We start from the raw sequence: 18,313 nt of genomic DNA, 5'->3' as shown, positions 1-18,313 counted from the left end.
GTCACCGGCCCGGGCAGCCTCCACCGGGATCTACGCATCCGGGGCGAGCCCGCGCGTGCGGTGGCCGGTGAGTACGGCCGTGACCACTTCTGTGCGGGACCGCAGCCCGGTGCGTGCGAACAGCCGGGAGAGGCGGTTGGCGACCGCGTCCTCCGTGAGCCGCAGCACCGTGGCGATCTGACGGTTGGTCAGTCCTTCGGCGATCAACGTGGCGAGCAGTTGCTCGCTCTCGACGGTGGCCTGTTTGCGGCCCGGGACGGTGATCCCGGCCGTGCGCATGGCGGTCCGGGTGTGGAAGCGGTCCAGGGCCGCGCCGCTCTGCCCGAACAGGTCGTAGGCCTCACGCAGCAGTGCGGGTGGGGCGGCGCCCGCCTCGGCGGCGGCGACGAGGGTCACCGCCGTCTCGTACGGCTGGCTGCGCGAGCGTGCCAGTTCCACGGCCTCCCGGAGCTGCCCCTCCGCGGTGGCGGGACTGTCCTGCCGTAGCACCCGGGCAGATGCGAGGAGGTAGCTCAGCCGTGCCCTTCCGGAACCCGTCCGGTCGGAGACACGTTCCAGGTGTTCCAGGCAGGTCACCGCCTCGGTCGTGCGTCCCGCTTCCGCGAGCAACTCCGTGAGGGAGAACCACAGTTGGTCGGTACCGGCGATCTGCCCGTGCGCGTCCGCCGCGTCCAGGCCGCGCCGCAGCGACTTCTCGGCGCCGGTGGGATCGCCGAGGGTCAGCAGCAGCGCTGCTTCGGCCGCGTCCAGTGAGGTTTCCGGTGGGCCCTCCCCCACGACACGCACACCGTCGAGCACGCGGCGGGCGCTCGTCACGCGGCCCCGGGCGAGCAGGATCGCGGCGGTCCGCGCGGGGATCACGTACTTGTCCAGTGCCGGCGTGTGGAACTGGTTGTTCGCCAGCATCCAGCGGGTCGGCTCGAGGGCCTGGTCCCACTCGCCCCGGAGGTGGCGCAGAAGGAACAGGCTGGGGCGGGGCAGCAGGTCGAGTGTCAGGCCCTGGGCGGCCAGGAGGGCTTCGGCGGCGTGCAGGTCCCCTCCGTTGAGGAGTTCGTCGAACTTGGCGACGGTCAGCGCGTACGCATGGTCGGGACCGATGTGCGGCGCTTCCGGGATGGCCAGTGAGCGTCTGAACCGTTCCGGCCGGCCCAGCGCCAGTTCCGCCGCGTCGCGGAAGCACGCGGGGTTGGCGCGGGCGCGGACATCGGTGGTCCAGACGGGTTCTGTCCGTGCCAGGAGGTCCAGCGCCTCGCGCCATCTCGCCAGCAGGCACAGGGCCAGGGCCCGGCCGGTCGTGGTGGCCAGGACGGGCAGCGACAGTTCGTCCCACCACGCCTCCGTGGCCAGTCGGGACAGTGCCTGCCAGTCCAGGTCGTCGGCCGTCGCCACCGTGAACAGCGTGGCGGTCTCCTGCAGTTCCAGTCGGCCGAGGATGTCCGGGCGGTTGCGCAGGATGGACTCGGCGATGGTCCGCGCGGTCCGGAAGTCGCCCGCGAAGTAGGCGGCGACGGCGTACCGGTGCAGGGCCGGGACCCGGTCGGCGGGCCGCTCCACGAGGTGGCCGGCAGCTTGGCACCACCGGAGCATTCCCCTGCCCTCGGAGTCGGGATGCAGGCGCTCCGCCGCGGCCGTCAACTCGGTGACCGCGCGGTCCCGGTCCACGAGGCTCCCCGCCTCCGCGATCCGGTCCGCCAGGTAGGCCACCGCGTCGACCTCGTCGAGCCCGACCGTCGTCGGCGGCTGCACCCCGGACGCGGCATCCACTCCGTCCGCATCCGCCCACAGTGTCTCCACCGCGATGGCGGACAGCCGGCTGCGGTCCAGCGGCCCGAGCCGCTCGCGGAGAGCATGTGCCACCAGCGGAACGCCGAACGCGCAGCCTTGTGCGGGAGTGCCCTCGACGCTTGGGAGGTCTTCGACGATCTCGGCGTCGTTCAGGTCACGGAGGGCGTCACGGACGGCGTCGGTGGACAGCCCTGCCGACTCCGCGATCAGCTCCACGGCCCGTACGCCGAGAGGCCACAGGATGCTCAGCGCCCCAGCCACCGTGCGGCACGGCTCGCCCAGCGCGTCCAACGCCCTCATGAACCGGTCGTCGTCCCGCAGCACCGGCGTCGGCGTCCGCACCCCGACGAAGGCGTGACCGTCGGCCACGCGGATCACCCCTTGCCGCACCCACTCGGTGAGCAGAGCGTCGACCGCGCCGGGCAGCCCGCACGTGAGGTCCCGCACCCGGCGGGCCAGACCGGTGTCGGGGATCGCCCCCAACCGCCGCGCGAGGACAGCGGTGGTCTCGTCCGGGGCGAGCCGGGACAACACGATCGTGCGGGCGCCCTGAACGCCCGCCAGTTGTCCTACGGTCCCGGCCGCCTCCGCGCCCTTCCGGGAACTGGACGTGCTCCGGCCCGTTCCGGCCCCGTCCCGCTCACCGCGCCCTGCGGCCGAGGCCAGCAGCCGGACACCGGACGACACCCCCGCGAAGTCGGTCCCGGCGAGCAGGGCCAGCGAATCGGCGTCCGCGTGCTGGGCATCGTCCACCACCACGACCGCGGACCGCGCCAGAGCGACGCCCAGCAGTCGACGCATCACCGCCTCGTCACGCTGCCCGGCTGCCCGCACGGCCTCCGCAGACCGGCGCTCCTCCAACGCCATCACCAGCCGCAGCGCCAGCAGAAAAGGCCGCGCGCCGTCGCCCGGTACGCACCCCACGACGCGTACGAACGCCCCCTCAGTGCGCAGCCGTTCGGCGACCTCGTGCACGAACACGGTTCGCCCGACGCCCAGTTCACCCCGGACCAGCACCAGGCGCGGCCCGCCCGCATCAGTCAGCCAACTGCGGACCTCACCCAACTCCCGTTCACGGCCGACCAGAAAGTCGCTCGCGGGACCCACTCCCACGGCACTCCCGCAGCGCACTAACCAGGGGTTCTCGGAGGGAACAGCCATGTTCCACCGCGCTCTCTTCGACGACATGTGCCGGGCGGGCGGTGACGGGATCGGGTGTTCCTGGCGTCTCCGGTCGGCCGTATGTTCGGTTCCGGCCCCGCGGCCACATTATGATCACACCCCGAACCCGAAAGGGGTGGGGACGTGCGGGAGTTGGGACCTGTCATCGGCAGGGACGGCGAGATCCGGGATGTGACGGAGACTCTGCTGTCGACCGGCGCTTCGGCCCGCACCCTCCTGATCGTCGGAGGCCCGGGAACGGGCAAGACCGCCGTCGTGGAACAAGCCCGGCGAGCAGCTACCGAGGATGGCGCCAAGGTCTTACGGCTGCGCTGTCACGATGGTGCGAGCCCGCCCGGTGCGGCCGCCCTGGCCGACGGCGTCCACTCGGTGCTCGCCAAGTTCCACGACCGTCGCAGCCCGGTGCGCGTCGGCGCGGTCCGCCGGATCCGGCTCCAAAGCAGCGGCCAGGACGGCGAGTTGGCGTTGTTGTCCGTGCTGAGCGAGATCCTCGCGGACGCGGCGGCCCACATCCCTTTCGCGGTGGTGGTCGACGACGTGGAACAGATGCCGCAGCCGACGGCCTCCGCCCTCGGCCTCCTGCTGCGCGTCTTCCGCCCGGCCGGGGTGCCGATGGTGATGGCGGGCCGCCCCGTCCGCCCCGGAGACGACGGAGCCTCGCCGTTGACGGCGGCTGCCGACCGGCTCCTCGAACTGCCGCCGCTGCGGCCCTCCGACGTCGAGGCCCTCGTCGTCCGGCGGCTCGGCCGCCCGGTCGAACCCGCCCTCGTGACAGCGGTGTTGGGTGCGCTGGGTCCGATGGCGGGCACCCCCGAGGCCGTGCTGTCGGTGCTCGACGCGATGGAGGAGCACGGCGACTTCCTGGAACTCGACGGCCATGTCTGCCTGACCGAACCGGAGCGGACCCTACGGCTCAGCGACGGCATGACGGACCTGAGCCGATTCCGCCGACCGGGTTCACCGCCGGACACCATCAGCCTGGAAGCAACGGCGGCCGTGGCCCGCATCGTCGAACACGCCGAGGTACGGCTGGACGATCTGCTGCGCCTGAAGCCGGGTGGCCCACGGCGGGCCGGCCTCGTCGACCGCTCGCTCACCCCGTTGGTCAAGGACGGGATTCTGACCGTGGACGGGAACGGCCGGATGGCGTTCGCCGTACCGGCCCTCGCGGCGGCGCTGCGCGCACTGCCGACCCCCTACGACGTGTCGTCGCTGCACGCCAAGATCACCAGGTCATTGACCGATCGGCTGGGCGCGGAGACCGCGGGCAGCTGCTACCCCCGGCTGGCCGAACATGTGGCCGCCGCCGGGGCCGAGTTGGACGACGCCCTCGCGGTGGACGTGCTGCTCGCGGCGGCCCGTACGGACGCCAGGGCGGACTGGCCCCGGTCGGTCCGCGCCTACACCTCGGCGCTGCGGCGCCTGACTCCGTACGACCACCGCACACCCGGAGTCCTGCGCGAGTGCGCCGAGTTGAGCCTGCGCCACGCCGACCATGCCGCCGCTCTCGCGCTGGGCGAACCGCTGCTCGCCCACCTGGCCGCGTCGCCCGCCGAGCAGGACCGGGACTGCCTGGACTTCGTCGCCGAGGTGTGGGCGCTGGCGGCGCTGCACGAGCACCAGGTGCCGTACATCCAGGTGTGCGACGTCCGCGTCATAGCCCAATTCGCGGAGCTCGCCGGTCCGTTCGGGATCGGTCCGGTGCCGTCCCGCGCGGAAGGTGAGACTCACCGGCCGTCGACCGCCCACCACCGAACGGTGTCCGGGCCGCTGCCGTCCTCGCCCGAACTACGGCTGCTGGCCGCCGCCGCGGGCAGCCGCGCCGAACTGTCGGCCGCTCAGCACACCAGGCCGGCGGACGCGAACAGCACACCGGACCTGGACCGGCTGCGGACCGCCGTCGTGCACGCGGACCTGGCCGGTGCCCTGACCGCCGTGCTCGGTGACCGCTACGCCGGGCCGGGGAACAGCACCGCCGCGTGGTACCACGCCATGGTCCGCGACTACCTCGAAGGCGACTGGGACCAGGCCCTGGTGTCCGCCCGCCGGCTCGAGGCAGGCAGCCGGACCCACGGCACGACGGCGGGCGCAGCGCAGCCGGCCCGGGCGCTCGCGGCCGAGATCCATTGCGTGCGCGGGGAGTTGGGGCGCGCGTGGACCTGGCTGGACCTGATCCCGGACACCGTGCCCCACCCTCTGGTCGCCTGGGCCAGGCTGGGCCTGCGGTACTGGTCGGGCCGAGTGGACGAGGCACTGGAGGGGGCCCTCAGGGACGTACGACGGGCTCACGGGAGCGGTCTGTTCGCGGGCACCGAGAAGGTGTTGCTGCGCTATGTCTCCTTCTCTCTGGTGGCGGACATGCCGCAGGCCATGCGGGAGGGCCTGGCCGAACTGGAGGCGCTGCACGAGGTGGTGGGCTCTCCCACGACGCGCGAGGCGATGCTCCTCGGCCGCGGTCTGGTGCACGGCGACACGGACAGCGCACTGGCCGCCCTGCGTTCGGTGCGCCGACGGGGCGACGCCTACCTGGGGCTGCTCTGCTGCCTGGGCCTGATGGAGATCGGTGACGAGTCCGAGCAGTGGTTGACCGAGGCCTCGCGGATCGCGAAGTCGCTGGGAATCGGGCGGGCCACCCGTACGACGCTGGGCCATATGACGCGGCGGATGACCTTCGGACTGCCGAGGACGCGTCCGGCCAGGGACGAGTTCGGCGAGGAGGACGTCAGGCTGACCACGATGGTCAGCGAGGGGGCGACCAACCGGCAGATCGCGGCGCGGCTCGCGTGGAGCGAGAAGACCGTGGAGCGGCGGCTCACCCAGCTCTTCCATCGCACCGGATGCCGTTCCCGGGTGGAACTGGCCGCGGCCTGGCTGGACGGGAGCCTCGCCCGCCGGCTCCTGGTGCCGGAGGGTGCGCCCCGCACGGGTGGGGGTTCCGTGCGAGGGACGCCGTCGGCCCGGCCCTGACCGACCGGTCAGCCGAGGCGGGCGGTGTGGGTGTCGATGGGTACGCCGAGTCGGCCGGTGTTCAGGGAGCCGTCGGGCTTCACCTGGAAGTTCCACTCCAGGCTGGGGATGTAGCCGAGCACCAGAAGCGCGTCCGTGCCGCGCAGCGGGGTCTCGCCCCACCTCTCGTTGCGGTACTGGGCCGCGGTCACCACGAAGAGCCGGCGGGCGTGGGTCCGAGCGTTCGCCGCGCCGCGGTCCCTGCCCATGTACAGGGTCTGCAGGGCCGACTGGCTCAGGCCGCCGCCGGACGACGTGTTCTCTCCGACGGCCAGTGCCTCGCCCCGGGTGGCCGCGGTGTGCAGGCGGGGCGATCGCGCGCCCAGTCCGTCGGTCACCGAGGGAGTGGCCGCCGAGCCCACCAGGACGACGGTCGCGAGGGTCCCGACCGGCCCCGAGACCAGCTCGGAGATCAGCGCCTGCGCCATGCGCAGGACGTCGTTGTCGTCTCCCGTCAGAGCGATCGGGCCGCTCAGCCGTGAGAGGTCGACGAGCGTCCTTTCTCCCCTGTGGAGGCCGAGGGTGACGGTCAGGGAGTACGGATGGGTGGGCCCGCCGCTCCCGTTGCCGGTGCGCCGCAGGTTCGCCGTGTCCACCGACCACTCCTTCCCGGAGACGTCCGCGGTCCATGGCGTCGGTGCGTGAAGGTCCGCCTCGGCGAGCCGCAACGTCAGCCGCTTCCCCGAGTGGACGACCGCGTACACCTCCGGCAGCGGTCGCCCGCCGTCCGGACGCCCCGCGGCCACGGCCCGCAGGCCCAGCGCGACGGTTTCGAGCACCTTCCGTTCGGCGCCCGACAGCACCGAACGGCCCTGCTCGGAGGAGGAGTTGCGGCTGCGCCGGAACAACACGGCGCCGAGCAGGAGCAGGCCGAGCACCACGCACAGGGCAATGGACGCGATCATGCGGCCACCTTTGTTGCTAGAAGTTGTCAGAGACGGTCACCGGCCCTCTGAAGACACGGGCCGTGGACGGGGAACGCCGACGAAGAGGCGGGCCTGCATCCGAAGGGCGTGAGAACGCGCTTCCCACGGAATGATCACGCGCCCGCCTCGTCCGGTGAAAGGCGAAACCGCCAACCTTGCCGGTCCGTACAGGGAGTTGGATCTCCCGCCCGAGGCCGTCGTGACGTTCGCCCCTGGATCAGGGTCGCTCGCCAACTCGCGCCAGATTTCCCTCGGTTGACGGGTGACGGGCCCGTGGCACGGAAATGCGCACGTCCCCGGTGACAGCATCGTCCTCCCGAACCTCATGGACGACCCCAGGTGCGAGGTGGGAGCACATGCCTCAGCAAGTACGCGGCGAGACCCTGCGCGTGGCGATCCACGCGCCCGCTCCCCTCATCCGCGCCGGACTGGCCGGCTTCGTCGCCATGGAGCCCCGGCTCCGTGAAGTGCCGCACGACAGGATCCGGGAGGCCGACGCGATCGTGGTCGCCGTGGACGTGGCGGACGCCTCCGTCCTGGACCTGCTCCCCGGCCTGTGCGACGAACCGGACGCGCGCTTTCTGCTGGTGGTGAGCAACCAGTGGCAGGCCGACGTGTCGGCGGCGCGGCACCGGGGCGTCCGCGCCGTCGTGCGGTGGGACTTCTGCAGCCCCGACGTCTTCGTCCGCACGGTGCGCGCGGTGGCCGGCGAGGACCGGAGCGAACCCTCCGCCCGGCACGCTCCCCCACGTCGGTCACGGGACTCCGCGCAGAAGGAGCAGATCCTCGCCGCCTCCCGTGACCGCGCTTCGCTGAGCCCGCGCGAGGCGGCCGTACTGCGCCTGATCGCCGAGGGAAGACAGTGCGACGAGATCGCGACGGAACTCTCCTATTCCGAGCGGACGGTGAGGTACATCCTCTACGGCGCCATGAAGCGCATGCGGGCCCGCAATCGCGCCCATGCCGTCTCGTACGCCATACGGGCCGGACTGATCTGAGTCGCCGTCGCACCACCCGCCGTAACATCGGCTTCCGGCACCGGAGTTGACGGAGGACACCGATGAACCTGGGCAGCCACCTCACTCAGCGTCTGCTGCACCTTCCTCCACCGCTCACCCGGGATCTGGTCGTCACGCACGACCTACGGGTGCCGATGCGCGACGGAACCGTCCTGCTGGCCGACCGCTGGACCCCGAAGTCCGGCGGCGACGGCCTGCCGACCGTGCTCCTGCGCATCCCCTACGGCAGGGCGGGCGCGGCCGCGGGGCCGATGGTCCGGCCGCTGGCGGAGCGTGGCTTCCAGGTGCTGATCCAGAGCACACGCGGGACGTTCGGTTCGGGCGGCACCTTCGACCCCCTGCGGAACGAGCGCGAGGATGGTCTCGACACCGTGGACTGGGTGATCAAGCAGCCCTGGTTCGGCGAGTCGATGGTGCTGTACGGCATGAGCTACCTCGGCTTCGTGCAGTGGGCGGTCGCCGATCAACTGCCGCCGCAGGTAAGGGCGATGATCCCGGCGGTGTCGGAATCGGCGCTGTCCCTGGAGTTCCTCCGCGCGGACGGGTTCTCCCTGGAGACGCCGTTCGGCTGGGGCGTCATGGTCGCCGGCCAGGAACGCCGATGGGCGATTCCGCGCCAACTCCTGGGCGCGAGACGGGTCCGCCGCGCGATGTCCACGCTGCCGCTCGGCGAGGCCGACGTCGCCGCGCTGGGGCACCGGTCCGACTACATCCAGAACATCCTGGCCCACGACGCCGACTCGCCGCGTTGGGCGGAGCTCGACCACAGTGACCGGGTGGCCGACATCGCCGTACCGGTGAGTTCGGTCGGTGGCTGGTACGACATCTTCCTGCCCGGTCAACTCCGCGACCACCAGGCCCTGCAGGCGGCCGGGCGGCAGGCCCGGGTGACGGTCGGCCCCTGGTCGCACACCTCCAGGGGCGTCGGCGTCACGGCAGCCGCCGAGGCCCTCGGCTTCGGTCTGGCCCACGCCCGCGGCGAGCAGCCACCGGAGCGTGCCCCGGTCCGCCTGTTCGTCATGGGTGAGGAGAGCTGGCGCGACTTCCCGTCCTGGCCGCCACCCGGCTACGTCCCGCAGCGCTTCCATCTCCACCCGGGCGGCACCCTCTCCACAGATACACCGGCCGAGTCCGCGCCGGACGGCTACCACTACGACCCGGCGGAACCGACCCCGGCCGTCGGCGGGGTGCGCCTGGCCCTCGGCGTCAGGGGCGGTCGCGTCGACAACACGGCGCTCGAAGCCCGGCCGGACGTGCTGACCTACACAACTGCCGTACTGGACACGGATGTTGAGGTGATCGGTGAGGTCGGCGCCGAGATCTGGTTCCGCTCGAGCCTGCCGCATGCGGATGTGTTCGTCCGGCTGTGCGACGTGGACGCCAAGGGTCGCTCGACGAACGTGTGCGACGGCCTGGTCGGTCTGACCGACGCCGACCAGGTCTCCTGCGCGAAGGTACGGCTGTGGCCGACGGCGTACCGCTTCCGGCGCAGTCACCGCATCCGGGTGCAGGTGTCCAGCGGGGCGTTCCCGCGCTACAACCGCAATCCCGGCACCGGCGAACCCAGGGCGACCGCCACGACGCTCCGCGCGGCGGACCAGGAAGTGTTCCACGACCCCGGACGCCCGTCCGCCGTACTCCTGCCGGTCCGCTCAACGGTCCGCACGAAACGGCTTAGTTGAGCGAAACCGCGATAAGAGGACTAGACATTTGTGGACTAGACAATTATTGCCGTTTCAACCGCAGCCCCATGTCCCGGAATACGGCATCACCAAGTCCCGGCCGGTCTCGGCGCGCATTTCCGCACCGAGACCGAACCGGCGTCGCGACTACTCAATTGTCATATGCCACACGGCGTTTATACCTCCAGCGCAGCCTCAAGGCGCTTGAGGTTATGCCGCGCCAGCGCCAGATTGCTGCGCTCCCGATCCAGGGCCAGGTACAGGAAGAGCGAGCCGCGCGCACTCACCAGCGGCCTGATCAGGTGGTACTGCCGACCAAGGGTGATCAGGATGTCCTCGATCTGGTCGTCCACGTTGATGGACTTCAGCGTGCGCTGCTTCGCCCGCACGACCTCGGTGTTGCCCGCCCCCGCGACCTCCAGGTCCAGATGCGGCCCACCGCCCAACGCCCCCAGCGTCATGCCGCTCTCGTAGTCGACCAGGGACACCCCCAGGGCCCCGTCGATAGTCATCGCTTCCTTGAGTGTCGCCTCAATGTTCACGTGGTGCCTCGTTTCCCCTCACGACCCGGCAAGACACGGGATCTCGCCACGAATACGGTCCCAATGCGAACCGTGCGGGTATCAGACAACACCATCTTTGGTCAGAGTTGCGATAGTTGGCAAATAAAGTAGTCTGCTCGGCAGAGTGACTGAAGGGGGGACCTTTGTCATCGCTCGACGCCGCACTGGGCCGCGCCCTGACCACGCCCGGTATCAGCGGAGCCGCACTGCTGGATGCCGTCACCGGCCTTTCCTATGCGGAACTGGGTGATGTGAGTGCCAGTCAGGACTCCTGCGAAATAGCGGAGATCGCCCGTATCCGCCTCACTCGGGCAGGTGCGGCGGGCGAGTTGGAGAACGTCATCGTGACGACCTCCACCCAGCATCTGGTGACGATCCAACTCCCGCGGCAGGGCGACCCCTTGCTGCTGTGCGCGACCGTCGACCGCGAACGCACCAACCTCACCTGGGCACTGCGCGAACTGAACCGGCACGCCGACGAGTTGCTGGCATGACGGAAGGCACCAAGGAACCGCTTCCCGACTCCCGCAATGTTCCCGCCCTGTTGGTGGCCCTCCAGACCCAACAGCGTTCCTGCACCGTGGTCGTCACCGGCACCCCGGGTGGCGCGATCCACGTACGCGACGGCCTTGTGGTGGCCATGGAGACCCCTGGCGCACCCGGTGTCGAAGGCCTGCTGCTCAGGTCGGGCCGAATCGGCGAAGAGGCATGGTCGGCGGTCCGCGCCGCCGACACCACCCACGAACACCTCGCCGCCGAACTGGTGCACCGCGGGCTGGTCGGCGCCGGCGAACTGGAAGTCATCAGCCTGAGCGCGCTCTTCGACGCCGCCTTCGCACTGTCCCTCGCCGTACCCGACAGCTGGGAGGTGACCGACCCCGTGCCCACGCTGTACCGCAACGCCGGCGTCACCCCCGAGCGACTCCTCGGCGAAGTGTCCCGGCGCGTCAACCTCCTTGCCGGGGAACCCGGTTCGGTCGCCGCCCTCGCCCGCACCCGCCTGCGCACGGCATCCACCGCGCGCATCCCCGGAATCGTCGGCAGGCTTCCCGCCCGACACCAGGACGTCCTGGCCACCACGGACGGACGCAGGACGGCACGGGACATCGCCTTCACTCTGGGCCGAGGCCTCTTCTCCGTCATGATCGACCTACGACTCCTGCTGGACCGCGGTCTCGTCCGACCGCACACACCCTCCACGGAGCAGCGGCCGAGCACGGCACCGCGCATCGCACCCCCCGCCGCGGCACCCTCCGCGCTCGACTCCACATCGCTCCCGCGTCGCCTCCCCGGCCGGCACTCCGCACCGGCACATCGGCCCCACGACTGAACACCGCCTGCCCCCGGCCTCGTTCGGGCCGGGCTCCCCTCCTGCCTCGTTGTCCCTCCGCCTGCACGCAACAGGAAGAAGACACCATGAGCGACCCCGTGACCGACCTCCTCATCGCCCTGCGGGACAACGTAATGGGAGTCACCGAGACCACGCTGGCCACCAGCGACGGGCTCGTCGTGGCCAGCGACGTGAACAAGACCCACCCCGAATCCATGGCCGCGGTGGCGGCGGCGACCATCGCTCTCGGCCACCGGCTCGCCGATCAGGGCGGCACCGGGCACCTGCGCGAGATCAGTGCGCGGTGCAGCACGGGCCATGTGATCGTGACGGCCGTCGGAGAGCGGGCGCTGCTCGCCGTCGTGGCGGACGACGGCCTGGACGAGGCGGCGTTCCGCCGTGAGATCCCCGCCGTCACGGCGCAGCTGCGCCGGCACCTCGACAAGGACGTATAGGACACATAGGGCGCATGGGCGTCTACGCGGACTCCCGGACGATCACTTGTGCCGGTTCGGAGGCGGTGTCGGCCGCCGGCAGGCCCAGCGCGCCGCGTGCTGCGCTGCGGCCGATGGCCTCCGCGTCGATGTGCACGGTGGTGAGAGCGGGCGAGAAGAGCGCTCCGTGCGGGGTGTCGTCGAATCCGATGACGGCGAGGTCGTCCGGTGCCCGTAGTCCGAGGCGGCGCATCGCGGCGAGCGTGACGAGGGCGAGGTCGTCGTTGTAGGCGAGGACGGCTGTGACGTCAGGGTGTTCGGTACGGAACGCCCGTAGCCGCTCCTCGGCGGTGTCGAGGCTGCCGGGCAGGACGAGCGTGGGGCAGTCGGGCAGCCCCGCGGCGTGCGTGGCCCGCCGGATCAGCCGGCCCCGGAGACCGGCCAGAGTCCGGAGTTCCGGGGTGTCGGGCATGGCGGTGGCGAGGTGCCGGTGGCCCCGGTCGACCAGATAGCGGACCGGTACGTCGGCCTGGGCGGAGAAGGCGTCGAGGGACGTCTCGGTGTCGGTGCCGAGGTCGTCCGCACGGCCCGCGTCGCCCAGGTCGATCACGGCCCGCGCAGAGACGGCCTGTGCCACGTCGGACAGGGCCTGCGAGGAGAGGTGGCCGTGCAGTACCAGCAACACGTGCTGGTGTACGGCGAGTTCGGCGTCGAGGCCCTTGATGTAGCTGCCGAGGCTGCTGCCGGTGGGGGCTCCCTCGATGTTGAGCAGGACGATGCGGGACGCCCCCTTGCGCAGCGCCTGCGCCGAGCCGTTGGGGACGTAGCCGAGTTCGTGAGCGGCCTGCCGTACCCGTTCCCGTGTCTCCTCGGAGACGTGCCCGGCCGCCCCGTTGAGAACGAAGCTCACCGTGGTCTGTGAGACGCCGCTGGCCCGGGCGACGTCCTTGGCTGTCGCGCGCGGGGACCTGCTCACTGGCTCGCTCCTCGGAACGGGGGCCCGGCGCCCGGGCCTCCTGCGTGGGGTCTGATCTGGGGCTTGTGCGGTGCGGGATGCGCTGGATACCGTACCGCAGACAGTAGGTAATACGATTTACCTACTGTGGGATGCGTGCTTCGAGATGCGTGCTTCGGACCGGATTCGAGGAGAGCCGCCCATGAGACTCGACGCGGTCGACCCTGAACTGCGGCGCGCCGTCGCGCGGATGCCACGGCTGCCACTACGTCGGACATGGGGGCGGCGCCTGGTGCACGCCCTGGTCGTGCGGCACGGGCCGGGCGAGCCGGTCGAAGGTGTCGACGTCCGCGTCCTGGACGAGGGCCGGGGCATGCGCGTGTACACCCCTGCCGGTGGTGGCTCGGGGGCGGCACTGCTGTGGGTGCACGGCGGCGGGTACGTCATCGGCGATGTCGTCCAGGACAACGCCTTCTGCTCGGCGACAGCCCGCGACCTCGGCATCGTCGTCGTCTCGACGAACTACCGGCTCGCCCCCGAACACCCCTTCCCGGCCGCGCTCGACGACGTCTCCGCCGCCTGGCGATGGCTGCAGGAGTCGGCCGGCTCCCTGGGGATCGACCGGATGCGCGTCGCCGTCGGGGGTGCCAGCGCGGGCGCGGGTCTGGCCGCCTGCCTGGCGCAGCGGGTGTACGACGCCGGAGGGGTCCAGCCGGTCGCGCAGTGGCTGTTCGCCCCGATGCTCGACGACCGCACGGCCGCGCGCCGCGAGTTGGACGGGGTGCGGCACCGGGTGTGGCACAGCAGGGCGAACAGGGCCGGTTGGGACGCCTACCTCGGCACCGGGCCCGGCGGCCCGAAGACCCCGGACCACGCGGTCGCGTCCCGGCGCGCCGACTTGAGCGGGCTGCCCGCGGCGTGGATCGGCGTCGGCGACATCGACCTGTTCGCCGACGAGTGCCGCACCTACGCCGACCGGCTGCGCGACGCGGGCGTGGACTGCGCGTTCGATCTCGTCCCCGGCGCTCCCCACGGCTTCGAGACCTGGGCCCCCGACACACGCATCGCCCGCGCGCTGCTGACGCGCGGCCGTGCCTGGCTGGGCGCACGGGTGACCGGATCGGCCTCGACGGCACCCGGCGAGGCATGAGCCGTCGGCCACCCGCACCGGTACCTCCGCCACACCTCACGGAGCCCTCATGATCCGCACGTCCTTCAACGACGGCTGGCAGACCCGCCCCAAGGTCAATCCGTTCGCCGAACTCTCCGGAGCGCAGGTGCCGTTCAGGCCGGTGACGTTGCCGCACGACGCGATGATCGAGCGCGAGCGGGAGCGCTCCGGGCCCGGCGGCGAAGTCACGATGGAGGGTGGCGCCGGGGCGTACTTCCCGGGCGGGACGTACGAGTACCGCAAGACGTTCTTCGTTCCGGAGGAGCATCGGGGCAAGCGGATCCTCTTCGAGTTCGAGGGCGTCCAGCGCGACGCCGTCGTCTTCGTCAACGGGGACTACGCGGGCCAACGCCCCTTCGGCTACTCGCACTTCCACATCGACGCGGACCGTTTCCTGCGCTTCGGTGAGGACAACGAGATCCGCGTCGAGGCCCGCACCCATCGTGACTCGCGCTGGTACACCGGCGCCGGCATCTACCGCGACACCTGGATGCTCGTCGGCGAGGTGGTGCGGATCGCGCCCGACGGGGTCCGGGTCACCACCCCGGACATCGACGGCGAGCGGGCGGTGGTCGAGGTCATGACGCGGGTCGAGAACGACTCGATCGCGATCCGTACGGTGGATGTCGTCACCGAGATCCGCGACGGCGGCGGGAGCGTCGTCGCGAGCGACGTCTCGAAGGCCACGGTGATGCCGGGTGAACCCGCGACCGTACGCCAACGCCTCTACGTGCGGGCCCCGTTCCTGTGGAGCCCGGCCTCGCCCGCCCTGTACACCGCCACCGTGGCCCTGAAGGACCTGGACGCCGAGACCGTCGGCTTCGGCATCCGCTCGCTGCGCCTGGATCCCGAGCACGGGCTGCGGATCAACGGCGAGACGGTCAAGCTGCGCGGCGCATGTGTCCACCACGACAACGGAGTTCTGGGCGCGGCGACCTTCGCCCGCGCCGAGGAACGCCGGGTCCAACTCCTCAAGGACGCCGGGTTCAACGCGCTCCGCATGTCCCATCACCCCATGAGCAAGCCGATGTTGGACGCGTGCGACCGTCTCGGCATGCTCGTCGTCGACGAGGCCTTCGACGTGTGGACGTCGGGCAAGAGCGAGTTCGACTACAGCCTCGACTTCCCCGAGTGGTGGGAACGCGACATCGAGGCGATGGTGGCCAAGGACGTCAACCACCCCAGCGTCATCATGTACTCGATCGGCAACGAGATCCCGGAGACCGGCACACCCTCAGGTGCCGCGTGGGGACGCAGACTCGCCGAGAAAGTCCGCTCGTCGGACCCCACGCGCTACGTCACGAACGCGGTGAACGGCATGCTCGCCGTCCTGTCCGAACTCAGGGCTATGCGAGAGAAAGCGCCGGCGGACGGCGCCGGCATCAACACCCTCATGGCCGACGCGGGCGACATGATGAACGCGATCAGCGCCTCCACTCTCGTGACCGAGAAGACCGCCGAGTCCTTCGCCGTACTCGACGTCGCCGGCATGAACTACGCCGAAGCCCGCTACACCATGGACAAGGACCTCTTCCCCCACCGCATCATCCTCGGCACCGAGACCTTCCCCACCCGCATCGACGGCAACTGGCGCCTGGTCGAGCAACTCGGCCACGTCATCGGCGACTTCACCTGGACCGGCTGGGACTATCTCGGCGAGGTCGGCATCGGCCGCCCCCAATACCTCACCCCCGAGTCGCCGCGCCCCTCGCACACCGCTCCCTACCCCTACCTCCTCGCGGGCTGCGGCGACCTCGACATCACCGGCCACCGCCGCCCCGCCTCCTACTACCGCGAGATCGTCTTCGGCCTGCGCACCGAGCCCTACCTCGCGGTCCGCCGCCCCGAGCACCACGGCAAGACCTGGGCCGGAACACCATGGGCCTGGAGCGACTCCCTCTCCAGCTGGACGTGGCCCGGACACGAGGGCGAACCGATCACGATAGAGGTCTACGGCGACGCCGACGAGGTCGAACTCCTCGTCAACGGAGGCTCGTTGGGGCGCCGGCCGGTGGGAGAGGACCACCGTTTCCGCACCGAGTTCGACACGGCGTACGAGCCCGGCGAACTCCTCGCCATCGCCTACCGCGACGGCACCGAGACCGGCCGCCACACCCTGCACACCGCGACCGGCCCGGTACAGCTGAACGCCGCATCCGACCGCCCGAGCATCACGACGAACGGCGGTGACCTCGCCTACGTCACCCTCACACTGACGGACCCGAACGGCACCCTGCACACCGCCGCCGACCGCCCGGTCACCGTCGAAGTCTCCGGCGCCGGGGTCCTGTTGGGCTTCGGCAGCGCCGACCCGTCCACCGAGGAACGCTTCGACGCCACCGAACGCCGCACCTACGAGGGCCGCGCCCTCGCCGTCCTCCGCCCGACCGGCCCCGGCAGGATCCACCTCGTCGCCTCGGCACCGGAGTGCGCGCCGCTGGAAGTCGTCGTCACCGTGCAGCGCCTCGGGTGACGGCACGCGCAAAGGCCTTTCGTCGGTGCCGGGGAACCCGCGCTCAAGGGCGCGTCGATGCGCCGGTCCCCGACCGACGTGAGAGTGAAGGCAAGAACCCGCGCCCACCCCATGTCGCGGTCACGCAGCTTCCTCCAACGCGATCGGGTCACCCACCCGCACCGTCCCCGCCTCCAGCACGTCCAGATACACACCTAGGCACGACAGCCGACCGAGGTCGAACACCGGTATGCGGTGGTCGCGGGCGACGGCACGCATGATGCCGGGGTCCGGCGGCAGTTCGTCATGGCCGAGGGTGGGGATCACGCAGCGCGGTGTGGGCACCAGCACCCGGAACAGCGCCTCCCCCACTCGCAGGCGCGACCCCACCCAGGCGTCCTCCGGAAAGCCCGGCCCGCCAAGGGTGTTCACGACCAGGTTCGGCCGGAAGCGGCGCGCGTCGAAGTCCCCGGCGGGGTACACGGTGCGCATCCGGTCCAGGGCCGCCGTGGTGACGAGATGGACCCGGCCGAAGTCGAAGAACGTCCCCGGTGCGACACCGCCCGTGGTGATGCTGTCCCCCGTGACGTCGACGGTCGCCGACTCCCGCACGACCTCCGGGACACCGCCCTCGTACTCGGGTACCGCGCGCTCCAGTCGACCGTGGTCCGGTACGACAGCCGAGACGAACACCTGGCGCCCCAGCAGCTTGGACAACTCCCCGTCCAGGTCCGGTTCTTCGACCGGCAGCGCGGTCCCGTCCGGCAGTACGACCCGGACCACACCCGAGTCGTCCAGTCGGCTCCGGCAGCGCAGCAACTCGCCCCACTTCCGCGGGTGTTTGGCGCTGCCCACCGCGCCCGTCCCGTCGAGGACGGCGTACACCCGGTCCCCGGAAAGCCCGCTCTCCGTGACCGCGACGGCGATCACTGCCTCACCCAACATCGACTTCACCGGATACCGGTACAGCGCGGCCACAGTCCCCATGGATCAACTATGGCCGCCGGTCCGCCGCCACCTCAGTGGATTTCTCGAAGCGCCAACCGCCGTCAGAGGGTGAGCAGTTCCTCGTAGAAGCCCCCGAACTCCCGCTCGCGGTCGATCAGATGGACCTCGAGGATCCAGTGGCAGGTGCGGCCCGCCTTGTCGGTGCGGCGCAGCGGGGTGTCGTTCTCGGGGGTGATGTACGACTCGACATGGGCGCCCTCGATCGTCTCGTGCGGGAACTCGCCGACCAGGTGTCCGGCATGCCAGCCGCCGAGCTCCCAACCCGCCTTGTCGGCAAGGCGGGAGACCTCGGTGTGCAGGCGCCGGCCGGTGATGTCCGGGGTGTTCTCGAAGAAGCGCCGGCCGGCCGTGAACACCTTGGCGAGGTCGTCGCGCAGTCGGTGCTTGACCGGGTCGTCGCCCAGGACGAAGGTCCGGCCGAAGTCGGCCTCGTACTCCTCGAAGATCGGCCCGAAGTCGGCGAACACGATGTCGTCCGCGCCGATCAGCCGGTCCGGCGGGTTCTCCTTGTACGGCTTGAGCGTGTTCGGTCCCGAGCGCACGATCCGCTTGTGCCAGTGCCTGGTGGTGCCGAACATCTCGTTCGCGAGGTCGCGGACCCGGTCGCTGACCGCCCGCTCCCCCTCGCCGGGCGCCACGAGCCCGCGCTCCTCGATCTCCGCGAAGAGCAGTGCGGCCTTGGCCTGGGCATCGAGCAGGCGTGCGGCCCGCGTGGGTTCGTCGTCAGCCATGAGCCGAACCTAGTCAGCCAGATCGTCCTCGGCAACGGCGTTCCGTACGGCGGACTCTCTTGGCATCGG

Annotated in this window: 14 protein-coding genes; 8 read left to right on the top strand and 6 right to left on the bottom strand. The window is 71.0% G+C overall.

Annotated features, from left to right (window positions below; translation table 11 throughout):
* Window positions 1-30: 30 nt before the first annotated feature.
* Window positions 31-2,898: an AAA family ATPase gene (locus OO70_RS06020; RefSeq protein WP_234336735.1), complete on the bottom strand. Its 2,868-nt coding sequence runs from the start codon at window positions 2,896-2,898 to the stop codon at window positions 31-33.
* A 192-nt stretch (window positions 2,899-3,090) separates the two neighbouring features.
* Here OO70_RS06020 and OO70_RS06015 point away from each other — a divergent pair, with 192 nt between their 5' ends.
* Window positions 3,091-5,934: a helix-turn-helix transcriptional regulator gene (locus tag OO70_RS06015; RefSeq protein WP_051740727.1), complete on the top strand. Its 2,844-nt coding sequence runs from the start codon at window positions 3,091-3,093 to the stop codon at window positions 5,932-5,934.
* An 8-nt stretch (window positions 5,935-5,942) separates the two neighbouring features.
* Here the strand turns inward: OO70_RS06015 and OO70_RS06010 are convergent, their stop codons facing one another.
* Window positions 5,943-6,878 carry a hypothetical protein gene (locus OO70_RS06010; RefSeq protein ID WP_043664926.1) on the bottom strand — a complete coding sequence of 312 codons (936 nt, stop codon included), beginning with the start codon at window positions 6,876-6,878 and terminating at the stop codon, window positions 5,943-5,945.
* 377 nt (window positions 6,879-7,255) lie between these two features.
* Between OO70_RS06010 and OO70_RS06005 the strand changes: the two genes are divergently transcribed.
* Both OO70_RS06005 and OO70_RS06000 read left to right on the top strand, forming a co-directional pair.
* Complete coding sequence (locus OO70_RS06005; RefSeq protein ID WP_043664924.1) at window positions 7,256-7,897, top strand: helix-turn-helix transcriptional regulator; 642 nt, start codon at window positions 7,256-7,258, stop codon at window positions 7,895-7,897.
* Between the two features lie 62 nt (window positions 7,898-7,959).
* Window positions 7,960-9,600, top strand: coding sequence for a CocE/NonD family hydrolase (locus OO70_RS06000; RefSeq protein WP_043664921.1), 1,641 nt, complete (start codon window positions 7,960-7,962; stop codon window positions 9,598-9,600).
* A gap of 176 nt (window positions 9,601-9,776) precedes the next feature.
* Here OO70_RS06000 and OO70_RS05995 read toward each other — a convergent pair whose 3' ends face one another.
* Window positions 9,777-10,142 (bottom strand): hypothetical protein, encoded by a 366-nt coding sequence (locus OO70_RS05995; RefSeq protein ID WP_043664919.1) that lies wholly within the window; start codon window positions 10,140-10,142, stop codon window positions 9,777-9,779.
* Window positions 10,143-10,306: 164 nt separating this feature from the next.
* Between OO70_RS05995 and OO70_RS05990 the strand changes: the two genes are divergently transcribed.
* The 3 genes from OO70_RS05990 to OO70_RS05980 all read left to right on the top strand — a co-directional run bounded on the left by OO70_RS05990 (window position 10,307) and on the right by OO70_RS05980 (window position 11,948).
* Window positions 10,307-10,657: a hypothetical protein gene (locus OO70_RS05990; protein WP_051740725.1), complete on the top strand. Its 351-nt coding sequence runs from the start codon at window positions 10,307-10,309 to the stop codon at window positions 10,655-10,657.
* Window positions 10,654-11,493 carry a hypothetical protein gene (locus OO70_RS05985; RefSeq protein WP_043664916.1) on the top strand — a complete coding sequence of 280 codons (840 nt, stop codon included), beginning with the start codon at window positions 10,654-10,656 and terminating at the stop codon, window positions 11,491-11,493. The genes OO70_RS05990 and OO70_RS05985 overlap by 4 nt, the downstream gene beginning before the upstream one ends.
* A gap of 86 nt (window positions 11,494-11,579) precedes the next feature.
* The gene (locus OO70_RS05980) at window positions 11,580-11,948 is read left to right on the top strand and encodes a roadblock/LC7 domain-containing protein (protein ID WP_043664915.1); all 369 of its coding nucleotides are present in this window, start codon (window positions 11,580-11,582) and stop codon (window positions 11,946-11,948) included.
* A gap of 22 nt (window positions 11,949-11,970) precedes the next feature.
* Here OO70_RS05980 and OO70_RS05975 read toward each other — a convergent pair whose 3' ends face one another.
* The gene (locus tag OO70_RS05975) at window positions 11,971-12,903 is read right to left on the bottom strand and encodes a LacI family DNA-binding transcriptional regulator (protein ID WP_043664912.1); all 933 of its coding nucleotides are present in this window, start codon (window positions 12,901-12,903) and stop codon (window positions 11,971-11,973) included.
* Window positions 12,904-13,084: 181 nt separating this feature from the next.
* Between OO70_RS05975 and OO70_RS05970 the strand changes: the two genes are divergently transcribed.
* On the top strand, window positions 13,085-14,032 hold the full coding sequence (locus OO70_RS05970) for an alpha/beta hydrolase (protein ID WP_043664910.1): 948 nt from the start codon (window positions 13,085-13,087) through the stop codon (window positions 14,030-14,032).
* A gap of 49 nt (window positions 14,033-14,081) precedes the next feature.
* A complete protein-coding gene (locus OO70_RS05965; RefSeq protein ID WP_043664908.1) occupies window positions 14,082-16,526 on the top strand; it encodes a glycoside hydrolase family 2 TIM barrel-domain containing protein in 2,445 nt (814 codons plus the stop codon).
* Between the two features lie 120 nt (window positions 16,527-16,646).
* On the opposite strand, the gene OO70_RS05960 is transcribed toward OO70_RS05965, so the two are convergent.
* On the bottom strand, window positions 16,647-17,492 hold the full coding sequence (locus OO70_RS05960; protein ID WP_043664906.1) for an MOSC domain-containing protein: 846 nt from the start codon (window positions 17,490-17,492) through the stop codon (window positions 16,647-16,649).
* Window positions 17,493-17,554: 62 nt separating this feature from the next.
* Window positions 17,555-18,244, bottom strand: a complete 690-nt coding sequence (locus OO70_RS05955) for a M24 family metallopeptidase (RefSeq protein WP_043664905.1) — start codon at window positions 18,242-18,244, stop codon at window positions 17,555-17,557.
* Window positions 18,245-18,313: the final 69 nt, after the last annotated feature.

Source organism: Streptomyces xylophagus (genome assembly GCF_000716435.1).
GTDB lineage: Bacteria > Actinomycetota > Actinomycetes > Streptomycetales > Streptomycetaceae > Streptomyces > Streptomyces xylophagus.
Note: the sequence above shows the minus strand (reverse complement) of the source record. Positions and strands in the feature narration are given on the sequence as shown.